The 13,875-nt window shown below is 47.1% G+C and carries 8 protein-coding genes; 7 read left to right on the top strand and 1 reads right to left on the bottom strand.

Annotated features, from left to right (window positions below):
• Positions 1–690: 690 nt before the first annotated feature.
• A complete protein-coding gene (locus tag ACJ2PR_RS09925) occupies positions 691–1,404 on the bottom strand; it encodes a pentapeptide repeat-containing protein (RefSeq protein WP_446865839.1) in 714 nt (237 codons plus the stop codon).
• A 672-nt stretch (positions 1,405–2,076) separates the two neighbouring features.
• Between ACJ2PR_RS09925 and ACJ2PR_RS09930 the strand changes: the two genes are divergently transcribed.
• The 7 genes from ACJ2PR_RS09930 to ACJ2PR_RS09960 all read left to right on the top strand — a co-directional run bounded on the left by ACJ2PR_RS09930 (position 2,077) and on the right by ACJ2PR_RS09960 (position 13,738).
• Positions 2,077–2,964: a hypothetical protein gene (locus ACJ2PR_RS09930; protein WP_446865840.1), complete on the top strand. Its 888-nt coding sequence runs from the start codon at positions 2,077–2,079 to the stop codon at positions 2,962–2,964.
• A 1,512-nt stretch (positions 2,965–4,476) separates the two neighbouring features.
• The gene (locus ACJ2PR_RS09935) at positions 4,477–5,670 is read left to right on the top strand and encodes a response regulator (protein WP_446876893.1); all 1,194 of its coding nucleotides are present in this window, start codon (positions 4,477–4,479) and stop codon (positions 5,668–5,670) included.
• A gap of 45 nt (positions 5,671–5,715) precedes the next feature.
• Positions 5,716–6,081 carry a response regulator transcription factor gene (locus ACJ2PR_RS09940; RefSeq protein ID WP_446859274.1) on the top strand — a complete coding sequence of 122 codons (366 nt, stop codon included), beginning with the start codon at positions 5,716–5,718 and terminating at the stop codon, positions 6,079–6,081.
• Between the two features lie 14 nt (positions 6,082–6,095).
• Complete coding sequence (locus tag ACJ2PR_RS09945) at positions 6,096–6,635, top strand: chemotaxis protein CheW (RefSeq protein ID WP_446876894.1); 540 nt, start codon at positions 6,096–6,098, stop codon at positions 6,633–6,635.
• Positions 6,632–10,192, top strand: a complete 3,561-nt coding sequence (locus tag ACJ2PR_RS09950; protein WP_446876895.1) for a GAF domain-containing protein — start codon at positions 6,632–6,634, stop codon at positions 10,190–10,192. The genes ACJ2PR_RS09945 and ACJ2PR_RS09950 overlap by 4 nt, the downstream gene beginning before the upstream one ends.
• Positions 10,193–10,209: 17 nt before the next feature.
• Complete coding sequence (locus ACJ2PR_RS09955; protein WP_446876896.1) at positions 10,210–13,269, top strand: response regulator; 3,060 nt, start codon at positions 10,210–10,212, stop codon at positions 13,267–13,269.
• Positions 13,247–13,738: a chemotaxis protein CheW gene (locus ACJ2PR_RS09960; RefSeq protein ID WP_446876897.1), complete on the top strand. Its 492-nt coding sequence runs from the start codon at positions 13,247–13,249 to the stop codon at positions 13,736–13,738. Before ACJ2PR_RS09955 ends, ACJ2PR_RS09960 begins: the two co-directional genes overlap by 23 nt.
• Positions 13,739–13,875: the final 137 nt, after the last annotated feature.

Below are 13,875 nucleotides of genomic sequence, written 5' to 3' on the forward strand. Positions count from 1 at the left end.
TGCCGGATCAGCAGGGATTTAGGTTGACAAACTCAGATTTGGTCATTAACCCAGCAATCATAGAAAGTGCAGTCCTGATCAGGTGAGCATTGCTCACAAAACTCTGCGGCTGATGGCAGTTACGGAGGGTAGGCTACAAAATCCATGTATTTTCAACAACTGGGGTAATAATAGCGCGGGTGAACACTGCAACTTTAGCCAGAATGACGTGCAACTAAAAATCTGAAGTCCCTGATTTTCTGAACCGACACAATCAGCAGCCTAGATTGTCGGTACAAGCCCATTAAATCGGTACAAGCACACTAAAACGAATGATTTGCGAACCCTGGTTGGACTGATTCAAAAGATATGCTACCTATAGAGGATTAAAGCCCTGCTAAGTATTGATGCAGACTTATTATCACATCGGTTGCTAACCGCCCAAAGGTGTTTAGACTTTTGAGGTGACATTCATTTCACTAATCCGCATAAATGATTGCATATCAGGAACATCTGCACCTGATCAAAGCTTCAAAATGGTTGCATTCGTCAACGAACAAACGTTGGGTCAATCCCTTCAGTAGTAACCACCCACTTGCATCCGACATGTTACTGAATTCATTACCTCAATAGGACTGGTTTGTGAGACATTAATGAAAATCAATGATTATTATGAAGATCAGATAAAGCGACTAGTTTAACTCCGGAGTTCTAGTACGGAGTCGTCCCGTGGTACGTCAACCCGTCTGGCATGATTGTCCAATCGATCCAACAGTTGCTCAAATCAGTGTCAACAAGCTGTGCTTTGTGAAAATTGGCATAGCGAATATCTGCACCCTTGAGATTAGTATTAACTAGTTTGGCTTCAATTAATATCGTTCCGTATAGGCTTGCATCCTGCAAATTAGTCTGATCAAATCGCGCCCGTCTAAAGTTTGCATCGCGCAATTCAGTGTTCACAAATGTTGTATTTTTGAGGATCGTCTTCGTCAGGTTGATGTTGAGAAGCTGCGATCGATTGACATTGGCACCCGTCAAATCAGCTTCTCGAAAATCTGCCCCTTGAGAATTGACGTTCTGAAGGTTGGCACCTCGCAGGTTAGCATGACTCAAAATAGCGTTGCTAAATTGACTGCGACTAAAGTTGGCTCCTGCTAAGTTTGCATTTTTCAAATTAGCGTTGGTTAAATTCAAGCCACTCAAATCAACGCCACTCAGATCACAACCGATACATTGATTAGTGTCTAACAGCGTCTGCCGATTCGCCGCTTTAGTGGGGGCCACCGTGGAAGCAGATGACTGTACCACAGAGGAGTCAACTGGCTGGGCAACCAGTGTTTGATCGAGCGATCGTCGCAACCAGAATGCTGCTGATATTGAAGTGGTCAGCAAGATGAGTGCAACGAACAGAAAACGTGAAGTCATAAATTTTACCCAACACTAAGCTCTCAACTGGCAAAGGTTTCGATCGCAAGATGGCTTGAACGATATTAGAGGAGGTTTGAAAAGTTTCATTAGGGTTCAGCAGAACAGGCTGGTCTTCTCAGATTCCAGGAAGTCTACTCAGTAGAAGGCACCAACAAGACACTGAGAAAAACTGCTTTCACTATATCTAAAAACAAGCTAGTAACCCTGATCAGCAGGGCTAACACAAGGAAATTTTATAATTGAACAGTTTGTCTAACGGGTTTGTGTTCTTTAAGCTGTGTTTTACATAGTAGAGCATTGAACGCAATTCAACCTTTCTAGTGGATGCATTGGTCGAGTCTTCTAACGCGATCGAGGTAACCTGTGCTTGCAAAAAGTTCTTTTTTTGTTGGGAGGTTCCGGTTTCTCTCAAAATCCTCCGGACTATTGCAAGATGGGTTCGTAACTTTGAGAGTGTCTTTCTGAAAAAAATATTATCTCTGTGCTCAAATTTAAAGTAGGTCAGCTTAATTAACCTGAAGGTAGAACCCTTTACCCATCTATCATGCAGGATTACGGAGCGTCTTCAATTTAGTTCTACTTTGCGATTTAATGCAATGTGCAACTTCAAATTCATCTCCATCGCGCTATTGACTCCCTCTCAATGCCTCCTTATGTGAATCACCCATCATGGACAAGTCCTTATTTAAGAAATTCCTGTTGCCTGGCATTTTAGTTGCTTGTGCTACTTTTTCGGGATTAATCTTCACATTGACATCGAGGCAGTCAACGCTCTTTTTAGCCGAAACAACCCCATCGCAGGAGGGCACTGTTCAGCGGCTATTAACAAATGAGCGTAAGGAACTTGCGATTCGCCATGTTGGGGTGTCTATTATTTTGAGTGTCGCGTCTGGAATAGCCACCATTGAAATGCTCAGAAGGTGGTATAAGTTTCAAACAAAAATTCAAGAAAAGTTGCAGCAATTTGAGGTCACCCAGCATTTTGTGACGACAGAAGAGGTTGCCACACCTTCATTCCTCGCTAATGATTTCCTCGATTCTGAAAAAGACACTGCCCTACCAGAAACCTTTAATCTAGACTTGCCACCAACGATTGTTCTAGACGAATCTTCTGATGTTGCAGTCCTTGCTCCCCAAGCTGAGCCAACTAGCTGGAATGATGTTGCCTTCTTCCGTTCACCAGTCTTTAACGCAGTAACCTCTAATTCAGCAGCCTCCCACTCACAGACCGAAGGGGTCGTCGCTGAACGCCATAGTTTTGCCCAGAATGGGTCTCGATCGGTTGCTCAACCCTCGATCGAGATGCCAATTTTAGAATTACAGCCACCCTACCAGACTCATCGTGTGACCCTGCCTGGTTCTTCCCGTTATCAGTTTGCCATCTTGTTTGATGACCAGTCTTATTGCCTCGTCAAGTTAGAGAAGACGCGCGAGAATGCACTCAAAGTTGCAGCCTTGTTAGCTGACTTACATCAGCGGGTCATTATGACTAACACCAAGCGAGGGTATGCGATTTGGACTTGGCAAGCTCAGGCAAATCAAAAGTTTGTCCTTTGAGCTTGTAGTAATTGCCAGAAATCTCCTAAGAACTGTAAATTTAGGAATGAGACTTAAATAACTTCGACAATTGTAGAGCCTCGGATCGCCCTCCTCACGAAGTGGGGCGAAGCCCTCGCCAACCCTTCTCCCCAGGGCTACCGTGTACACACAAGTTGATTGATCCGTCATTGCCGAGACCCTTCGCCCCCTAAATCCCCCAAAATTGGGGGACTTTGAGCTGTCGTCCTGGCTTTGAACTTTGGAAATCTTTCCTTGGTCAAAGTCCCCCAGAATGGGGGATTTAGGGGGCTGAAGCCGATTGAAACGAAGCGATTCCGGACTTGTGTGTACACGGTAGCCCCAGGGAGAAGGGAGTCAGATCTCTTGTTCCCTCTCCTTGGGGAGAGGGCTAGGGTGAGGGTGAAATTTCGGAGTTATTTAATCCACGATCCTTAGTAAGCCCAAAGACTGGGTTACATTGAGCTTTGTGAAACGCACCGCTTTCAAACGTTAGTGGTGTGTTTTGCTGAAAGTGGTTGTTTGCAGTTGAGCTTTGAATCCAGTTTCCTCCCTTTTTAAGAGGCTAGGCGAATCTCATGAGTGTCCTACTAAAAATGATTGTTTGCGATCGACTAATCCTGATTGCACATCAAGTCTCTTCTCAAATAAAGATTGGTTTTTCCTGAAGTTGGGCTGGGGTTCAGTAGAGATACTAATCATTGTTGAGTTGTTATAAAGGTGCTAGAAAAATACTAACAACGGCGTATGAAGTTCAGCAAAAATGCTGGAAGTTTTGAGAGAAAATAGCAAGAATGATGGTAACTTAGATTTTAGAGAATTCAACCCTGGCTGTTGGAACGAGATTTTCAGGGAACTAAGGGCTTTTACCACTACAAGGATTTTGACTCAAACACCTAAAACCACCAAAACTCTACCAGGTGTTCACATCGATGCAGCTACCACAGACAAGATTAAACGTCGATCGTGTGCCTTTGACGAAAGTAGTTACGGCTAGAGACATCCCTTCATAACTAACTCAATAATGCAGAAAAGCATCCTGAGCATCTGTTTGGAAAGTTCGGCTGATAACAGAATCTACTAGATCCCCTTACAAAAGGAGACAGTGAATTCGGTTCCTGCTTAAAGTCCTACCGTGTACACACAAGTCGTTGTCGCTTCGTTTTAGTCGGCTTCAGCCCCCTAAATCCCCCATTCTGGGGGACTTTGACCAAGGAAAGATTTCCAAAGTTCAAAGCCAGGACGACGGCTCAAAGTCCCTCACTTGTGGGGGATTTAGGGGACGAAGGATCTCAGTAATGACAGATCGATCAACGTGTGTGTACACGGCAGGCTTGAAGGCAGAGGCGATTTTAATAGAAGGAACTCCCAAAAATCTTGATTGTTCCGATTTGCTTTGGGGCAAGTTTTCACCATCCATCTCAAGAATCATAGTTTCAAAATTCTTTTGCTCCAGCCCTGCTGTTTTTGGGGCGCTGAGTCTCTATCACATCCAAAAACTTTCTCTTAACAATGTTTACTCCCTCCTCTGTGAAATCGATAGAGCCTCCGATCGCGACTTACAAAGTGGAGACGACTGATGAACTAGCAAGACATATTCAAATTTTTACCCGTGAAAAAATCTCAGGGCGGCTCGACTTGAGTGCTCCTAATAGCGAGGGAGCCATGTGGAGTTTGTTTTTTCGACTGGGTTGTCTAACCTGGAGTGCTGGTGAAATGCATCCGCTGCGCCGTTGGAATCGACAACTCTATCAGCACTGTCCGCATTTAGTCGCTGACTCTTTTGAACAACAAACAGGCCGTCCTCAGCACTGGGACTATAAATCTCTGATCAACCAGGTAAAACAGGGAAAAATTCAGCAAGGAACGCTGGCAGCGATCGTCGGAGGTAACATTCTAGAGATCCTGTTTGATGTCATTCAGGCAGAACAACACCCTCATCAACGTTCAGCAATGAAGCTGGACTACTACAACAAGCTCCCTCAAGAACTCATTCATTCAACATTGGTTTCGATTCAAGCTGATCAGGCCTGGCAGCACGCAGAAAAAGCCTGGGCGATCTGGCAACAAGCAGGCTTGGTTAACTTTTCCCCTAACCTGGCTCCGATTATCTGGGACGAAGAGGGACTGCGACAGCAAACGTCTCTACTTGCCTACCACAACCTCTCTACGTTTGCCGATGGCAGTTGGACACTACGGGACTTGGCCATCAAGCTAAAACAACCCCTGGTGCCCTTAACACAGTCTCTCATGCCCCACGTTACTCAAGGGATGATGGGGCTAACGCTGGTCAGCGACATCGCCTTTCAGGTCAAGCCTAGTAAAGGGCCTTTGGTTGCCTACATTGACGACAGCCGATTTGATAGTGCAACAATGGAGCGCATTCTAATCCCGGCTGGCTATCGGTTCATCAACATTCGCGATTCAGTACAGGCGCTACCAATGTTACTAGAACACAAACCTGACCTGATCTTTTTGGACTTACTCATGCCAGTCGCCAATGGCTATGAAGTGTGTGCCCAAGTTCGTCGCATCTCAGCGTTTAAAGAGACTCCAGTGATTATTCTCACGAGTAGTGACGGGATTGTCGATCGCGTGCGCGCAAAAATTGTTGGCTCTTCGGGCTTTTTGGCAAAGCCGATCGAGTCAGACAAAGTGCTATCTGCATTACGGCAGCATTTATCAGTTTCCTCCGTAACATTCTAATCAGGGTGCCGATTTGAAGAACGTTGTATTACGAGAACATTGCTCATGACTACGATCCTTTTAGTTGAAGATAGTTTGACAGAAACCACAGTGCTCACCTACTACCTTAAACAAGCAGGGTTAGCAGTAATTAGTGTGACTAGCTGTGAAGAAGCTCGAATCAAGCTTGGCTTAAATAAACCAGATCTGGTTATTCTCGATGTGATCTTGCCAGGGCAAAGCGGGTTTGAGTTGTGCCGCGAACTGAAGACACAGGCGAGTACTTCACAGATCCCGGTCGTCATCTGCTCAACCAAAGGAACGGATGTCGATAAGATGTGGGGAGCCATGTTGGGAGCTGATGCTTACCTCCCTAAGCCTGTAGACCAGAAAGAATTTACGAACATCATCCTTCGTTTAACGGCTGTTTAGGAAGCCACTCTACAATGCAATCCTTTGATTTAGTACCCACCATCACTAACCTGAGCGCGCTACTCTTAGCGCCTCCTCCTCCAGACACTCGTCAACGGCTGCTCTGCTTTCCTCTGGGGACTCAAGATAGTATGCTCCTGCCTCTAGAACAAATTACAGAAATTCTCAGTCTCGATCGCTCAGGCATTTTACCCGTTCCCGAAATGCCAGACTGTGTAATGGGAATCTGTAACTGGCGAGGAGAAATGCTCTGGCTAGTAGACTTTAATAACTTTGTGGGTTACCCTTCTCCGCTGTTCGCGCACTCGTTGGATGCGATCTCGATCATTGTGATTCAGATCAATCATCAGTCGATCGGGCTTGCAGTTCCCCAAGTCGATGACATTCAGCTACACGATCTCCAGCAACTCCAGCCAGCCACGATCGGGTTATTTCCTCCTAAGCTATTGCCTCTTGTTCAAGGTACGTTACCTGGGTGCAGCGATGCGGTCTTAGATCTCAAAACTATTGTTCATTGCCCCCTATGGAAAAAACACCCAGGCGGAGAGGGTTGAAGTTTTTTGCTTTATCCGCTTCTCCAACCGTCCGATTTGTGAGGCAACTCGTGGGCAGTGACCCCTCAGTGCCAGAAGCGACTGATACACACCCTGATGTCAGCTTGACTACCCAGGAAGTAAGGCAGGAAGCTAATTCCCACACTTTTCAACTAGACGATCTCGATGACTCACACCATGAGCGTGCTGATACAAGTTTGACTGCTCAGGAAGAGGAAGTTTCTCATTTTTCTCAACTAGACGATGATGCACAGACACCAACAATCATGCAAAAACTAGAGCAATCTGAATCAAGTCACAATCCTAGTTACGAGATTATCCACCCACCTACCTACGAGACGACTCATCCAATGCCAAACTCGATCCATAGCGGCGAGACACTGACCGAAAACGCTGATCACTCTGCTCTGAGTTGGTTAGTTAACATTGCTGACCAGATGCGCCATGCTGAAACAGTAGAGCATCTATTTGAAATTACTGTATCTGCGGCTCGACAATGTTTGCAAACCGATCGAGTACTGATTTATCGTTTTGAAAATAACCAACAGGGTGTTGTGTTAGCTGAGTCGATGGTTAACGGCTACACGCCCAGTTTGAAAGAGTTTTTACCTGCGATCGCGTTTGGAGCCAAACAAGCACAAGACTATCAACAGCAAGCCTTTATTGCTCTAGAGGATCAAGAATCTCTGACCCCTCACCAGCTTCAGCTACTAGAACGGTTTCAGGTGAAAGCTAGTCTTAGTTTCCCAATCTGGGTCGAGGAGCAACTCTGGGGGTTATTAGTTGCTCAACGCTGTGCTGACTCGCGCAAATGGCAGGCGTTTGAACTAGATCGACTTAACCAAATTGCTAAAGAACTGAGACTCCATCTTCAGCCTGTCATCGCGCGGGCCCAAAAGCAAAAGAAAGTTGAGCAAGACCGGATTATTACAAGAGTTATCAATAAGATTCACCAAGCTCAGGATGTCTCCAGTGTTTTTCAGACGACGACTCACGAAGTCCGGCAGCAGTTGAAGTGCGATCGCGTCGCTGTCTATCGCTTTAACCCTGATTGGACAGGTCAGTTTATCTCAGAATCAGTAGGCAAAAACTGGATTGCACTGGTCGGACTTAATCTGGAAACCGCCTGGAATGATACCTACATACAAGAGACGCAGGGCGGTCGTTATCGCAACCATGAATCGATCGCCATTGACGATATCTACAACGCAGACCACAGTCCCTGTCACATTGAGATTCTAGAAGGGTTTGAAGTCAAAGCTTATGCGATTGCCCCAATCTTTGATGGAGAAAACCTGTGGGGCTTGCTGGCTGCCTACCAAAACTCAAAACCACGCCATTGGGAGCCGACTGATGTCAGTTTGTTAGTTCAAGTTGGTCAACAGTTTGGGCTGGCACTTCGACAAGCAGAATCTCTAGACCAAGTACGATCGCAATCCATCCAGTTAAACCGGGAAATTGAACATGGGCAAGCAATCACCGATGTCATCGACAAACTGCGCCAAACCCTGGAAGTAGATGCCATCTTCAAGACGGTCACTCAAGAGATTCGCAGACTTCTCAATGTCGAGCGGGTAACGATTTACAAGTTTCGCTCAGACTTTTTTGGCGACTTTGTAGCGGAATCAGAGGCTAAAGGCTTACCGCAACTGGTCGGGAGTGGTTGGGAAGACCCTTACCTTCAGGAACACAAAGGCGGTCGATTTCTCAATAATGAACCCTTAGTGATCGACGATATCTACAATGCAGGCCTCACCGACTGCCATATAGAAGCTTTAGAGAACTACGGCGTTAAAGCTTGTCTGGTGGTTTCTATTTTCCACGGGCAAGAGCTTTGGGGGCTACTGTCGGCGTTTCAAAATAGCAAGCCGCGACATTGGGAAGAGGAAGACATTCGGCTAATGATGCGCGTGGCGGCTCCTTTTGGATTTAGCCTACAACAGGCGGAGTACATCGAACAACTGCGAACTCAAGCCAAACAGTTGGCAAGAGCCGTCGAACAGCAACAGTTTACCGCCAAAGTGGTTGAGCAAATTCGGCAGTCGCTTGATTTAGAGAAGACCTTCAAGACCACTGCTAGAGAGATTCGAGGCTTTTTGGAAGTCGATCGCGTTGCTCTGTTCAAGCTCTACCCTGAATCTGGCTACACGATCGGAGAAACCATCGCCGAGAGTGTTAAACCCGGTTTTGTTTCAGCCCTGTCTATTAAGGTTGAAGACCACTGTTTTGGTGATGGATTTGCGGAACACTACAAAAAAGGGCGAGTCTGCGCGATCGATGACATTTACAATGCAGGGCTAGCAGATTGCTACATCGAAGTACTTGCCCAGTTTCAAGTAAAAGCCGATCTGGTCGTAGGCGTTCTTAAAGGTGGGGAACTGTGGGGCTTGTTGTGTATTCACCATTGCAGCGAACCTCGACATTGGCAAGAAACAGAAATTGAATTTATCAAACAGATTGCTGCTCAAGTCGGCGTTGCAATCCAGCAGGGAGATTATGCCCAACAGCTAAAAGAACAATCACAGCAGTTAGCAGAGTCAGCCCTACAAGAGAAGACCGCGAAAGAGCAGCTTCAGCAAGAAGTCATTCAAGTCTTGATGTCAGTCCGACCCTCGCTAGAAGGTGATCTGACGGTGCGTGCTCCGGTTACAGACACCGAAGTTGGAACGGTTGCCGATGCTTACAACAATACTCTAAACAGTTTGCGACAAATCGTTACGCAGATGCAAACTGCCGCCAGTCAGGTCACCCAGACAACTCAAACGAGCGATACATCTATTACAACGCTGACTGCTCAAGCTCAAGAACAACTCCACTCGATCGACCAGGCTCTCCAACAAGTGCAGACGATGGTTGACTCAACAGGAGCAGTGGAAATTAATGCCCAGCGAGTAGAAGCCGCAGTCCAACAAACCAACCAGACTGTTTTGGCGGGGGATGCTGCGATCGACCGCACTGTCGAGGAGATGGAAGACATTCGAGAAACCGTTGTAGAAACCAGCAAGCGGCTCCAGCGTCTGAGCGAATCTTCTCAAAAGATTTCTAGAGTTGTCAGCTTGATTGGTAACTTTACGACTCAGACCCAACTACTGGCGCTAAATGCGTCGATCGAAGCCACACGAGCCGGGGAGTTTGGGCGAGGGTTTGGCGTAGTTGCCGATGAAGTGCGATCGCTGGCTCGACAGTCTGCGACGGCTGCTACCGAGATTGAGCAGCTTGTTCAAGAAATTCAGGCAAGCACGGCTGAGGTGTCTACTGCAATGGAGGTCGGAATTCAACAGGTGGAGTCAGGAACCACGGTTGTGAATGAAGCTCGGCAAAATCTAAATGAGATTGTCAGTGCGACGGCTCAAATTAGTCAACTGGTCACAGGCATTACTCAAGCCACTCAAGCCCAGACTCAGCAGTGTCAATCAGTGACCCAAACAATGTCGAAGGTAGCCGCGATCGCTCACAAAACCTCTGAAGATTCGGTGACGATTTCTGCATCCTTTAAGCATCTCCTGGCAACGGCTCAAGACCTGCAATCTAAGAGTGAACAATTCAAAGTCAACTAGCATATTGGACTTCTATCATGTCCCTAGACCCTACCATCCGCGAGCAAACCTATCAATACTTTCTCCAAGAAGCCCCCGAACTCCTGCACGCGATCGAAGAAGGCTTGTTGAGCCTCAAAGAAAACTGGGGCATCAATCAAGTCAACAACCTGATGAGAGCTACCCACACTCTCAAAGGGGCTGCGATGAGCGTAGGCTTGGAGACTATCTCCGTTGTCGCTCACTCTTTAGAGGATATCTTTAGAGCGCTCTGTCAGCCCAATGTCTCCCTTGATCTGGAGGCCGAAGCGCTACTGTTTGAGGGCATGGAGTGTCTGCGCCTGCCGCTCATGGCTCAACTCACAGGCAGATCGGTTGATGATGCTGAAATTCTCGATCGAGCCGCCACCATTTTTTCTCAACTACAAGGGAAACTGGGAGACTGTTTTGGTCACGAGGCTTATCTGCCGACTTCAACTGATTTGGGCTTTGATTTGACGCAATCTTTGTTTGAAGTTGGAGTCACCCAGCAGCTAGAGCAAATCAAGACGGCGCTAGACAGTCAATCACCTGAGAAAATTGCCACGACCCTGCACACTCAGGCTGAAATTCTCTTAGGGTTAGCCGAATCTTTGAATCTAGCTGGGTTTGGGGCGATCGCTCACACTGTTCTCACCGCTTTAGACAATCACCCGGAACAGTCTGTGATCATCGCTCAAACTGCGTTAGTAGACTTTCAAGCAGGACAGGCGGCTGTACTCGCGGGCGATCGAAGTCAGGGGGGCGAACCTTCGATTGAGCTACAACAACTAGCAAATCTTCCGCCTCGTGCGAATACCTTCTCACTAGAGGCTGGACTAGAAGGCAATGAGTTGTTAAGCGAGGAGCCAAACGCGCCTCTTCTAGAAAGCATCTGGGGAATGCAGTCTACAGTAGACGAGCCAGCGATCGAGCTAGGAAAACTCATGGCCTCATCAGAGGTCAGAAGTGAGCAAACTACCAAGGAACACGCTTCTCCCCAACCGGAGCGATCGACGACTTCTCTCAATTCCTGGTCTCAAAAAGATTCAGCTTCACTGTCTCCTAGTGTGCGAGTGAGCGTCAAACATCTTGACCACCTGAATTACTCAGTCGGAGAACTCGTCACCACCCAAAGTCGTCAGGCGCTCCAGACCGAGCAACTACAGTCTGCGAGTAAAACGCTGCTCACCCAAATCAAGCAGCATCAACAACTCCTCAACCAACTTCAAAATCAGTCTGACCATCAGGTAACTTTGCTAAAACAATCGCAAACCGGGAATCCTACAACTTCTCGTTCAAGGTCTTCTAAAGCGGCCCATAGAGCTTCTAAGAAAGGGAAGGTACACCAAACTCGCTCTGATTTCTTAGCGCGGGACTATGGGAGTAATGCTGCGTTGATTCAGACAATTTTGGATCACGTTGTGCAGTTGGCAGAAACAGCGGATGCCATTGATTTGTTAACGCGCGAGTCTAATCAAACACTCGAAAAACAACATCAACTGCTAACCTCTATTCAGAGTGCTTTGATCGAAGCCCGAATGCTACCGCTGGGCGAGATTTTTGGTCGCTTTCCTAAGACTTTGCAACAGCTAGAAACTCTGCACAACAAGCCCGTCTCGCTAAAACTACAAGGAAACGATGTTTTGGTAGACAAGGCGGTTGCTGAGAAGCTATTTGACCCCCTGCTTCATCTAGTTCGCAATGCGTTTGACCACGGGATTGAGGCTACCCAAGTTCGCCAACAGCGCGGTAAATCAGAGAAAGGGCAGATTAAAATCGCTGCTTACTACCAGGGAAGGCATCTGGTGATTGACGTGCAGGACGACGGAAATGGACTAGATTTTGAGCAGATTCGACAACGTGCGATCGAACGACAACTCTTCTCATTCGATCAAGCACATCGTCTCAATCCAACTCAACTAGCCGATTTACTGTTTGAGCCAGGGTTTTCTACGGTGTCTCACATCAGTGATTTGTCTGGGCGCGGTGTTGGGCTGGATGTTGTGCGAAGTCAGTTACAATCTCTGCGCGGGTTAGTAAAGGTTGAGTCTGAACTACATCAAGGAACTACGTTTAGGTTACAAATTCCGCTGAGTCTAACGATCGCTCAATTGTTTGTCTGTGAAGTTGGCTCCAAAACCTATGCTTTGTTAGATGATGCAGTCGAGCAAATTCTACTTCCGCTTGCTAGTCAGATTCAGGAGCGCAATGGGGGTAAGTTTCTCCGCTGGACTAAAGGCACAGATGAGAAGGTCGCTCCTATCTACTCGTTGACAAGCATTCTGGAGTATGATGCAATCCCAGCTTCCCAACCTTTTCAGTCTCCTGCTCTTACTCAGTCAGTCAATCCTGTGATTGTGATTCGCTGTCAAGACACGCTGCTGGGGTTAGAGGTCGATCGCTTAGTCGGCGAACAACAGTTGGTTATTCGTCCTTTAGGAACCATGATCGGATCGCCAAACTACCTGCACGGAGCCGCTGTTTTAGCTGACGGACGATTGGCCTTAGTGATGGATGGGGCGATGTTGCTGCAAAAAGTGTTTGATCAGCAGCGCGACATTGGAATTGAGAACAGTTGGGCAATGTCTACGGTTGCGTCACTTCCAGAAAACAGGCAGCGATCGCTGCTTCAATCCCAGTTCACGTTTCCAAACCTCCCAGCTTCAGATACCAGGTCAGACACGCGCATTCTAGTAGTAGATGATTCCATCACGACTCGCGAATCTCTAACGCTGACGCTGCAAAAGGCGGGCCACCGCGTGTTTCAAGCTCAAGATGGTTATGAAGCCCTTGAGCAGTTTCAACGTCAGTCTGAGATTCGCTTGATCATTTGTGATGTTGAAATGCCTCGAATGAATGGATTTGAGTTGCTGAGAAGCCGACAACAAATCCCTCAGTTAGCAGACATTCCGATTTTAATGCTGTCGTCTCAGAGTGGTGAAAAACACCAGACACTCGCCGCACAATTGGGAGCAACCGCCTATATGGTCAAGCCTTATATGGAGTACAAACTGTTAGCGATCGTGTCAGAGCTACTAGCCAGAAATGTACTCAATGCTGTATCCGAGCGAGGATAGTCTGAAACCGATGCAAAATGAGTCAAAAGCGGAGAAGTTTATTGCATTTGCTGTGGAGGATTATGATCTGGCGCTGCCGATCGCTGAAGTTCTGCAAGTGGTCAGGTGTCCTCTCAGCCCAGATCCCAAAGTCGGCAAAATGGGGCTAGTGCAGATTGGTCAGCACATGGTTCGAGTTTTAGATTTGCACCAGCAGTTAGGAGCAGAACCGACCTCACGGCCTTTTTTATTGATTGCACACAGTTTTCCAGGAGAGTTTTGTGCAATTCCAGTCTCTGAGCCACCGAGTTGTATCGAGTTTTTGAGAGAGAACATGCAGCGACTACCACAGTCTAGCCCGTTGTCTGGTGTGCTAGCGATCGCGAGTCATGCGCTGGTCATCCCCCAAGAGGAAACGACAACAACTATTCTTCTACTAGACATCAAACGAATCTTAAACATGACCACTCCCGCTCTTGCACCAGGTTAAAGGACTAGATGAGATTGTTCATTCCGGTTGTAATAACGTGAATTCGATGGCATCTTTCGTCTACGGTGATTAATCGGGTCAGCCCCTGCTTGACTGACAAAACTCAGGAAAGCGAGAAAGGAAGCTAGGAGGGAAGT

Source organism: Phormidesmis sp. 146-33 (genome assembly GCF_052939515.1).

Excerpts from the sequence above, each read along its gene's own strand:
- ACJ2PR_RS09935 (WP_446876893.1), top strand. The coding sequence starts at position 4,477 with ATGTTTACTCCCTCCTCTGTGAAATCGATAGAGCCTCCGATCGCGACT.
- ACJ2PR_RS09925 (WP_446865839.1), bottom strand. The coding sequence starts at position 1,404 with ATGACTTCACGTTTTCTGTTCGTTGCACTCATCTTGCTGACCACTTCA.
- ACJ2PR_RS09930 (WP_446865840.1), top strand. The coding sequence starts at position 2,077 with ATGGACAAGTCCTTATTTAAGAAATTCCTGTTGCCTGGCATTTTAGTT.
- ACJ2PR_RS09960 (WP_446876897.1), top strand. The coding sequence starts at position 13,247 with ATGCTGTATCCGAGCGAGGATAGTCTGAAACCGATGCAAAATGAGTCA.
- ACJ2PR_RS09940 (WP_446859274.1), top strand. The coding sequence starts at position 5,716 with ATGACTACGATCCTTTTAGTTGAAGATAGTTTGACAGAAACCACAGTG.
- ACJ2PR_RS09945 (WP_446876894.1), top strand. The coding sequence starts at position 6,096 with ATGCAATCCTTTGATTTAGTACCCACCATCACTAACCTGAGCGCGCTA.
- ACJ2PR_RS09955 (WP_446876896.1), top strand. The coding sequence starts at position 10,210 with ATGTCCCTAGACCCTACCATCCGCGAGCAAACCTATCAATACTTTCTC.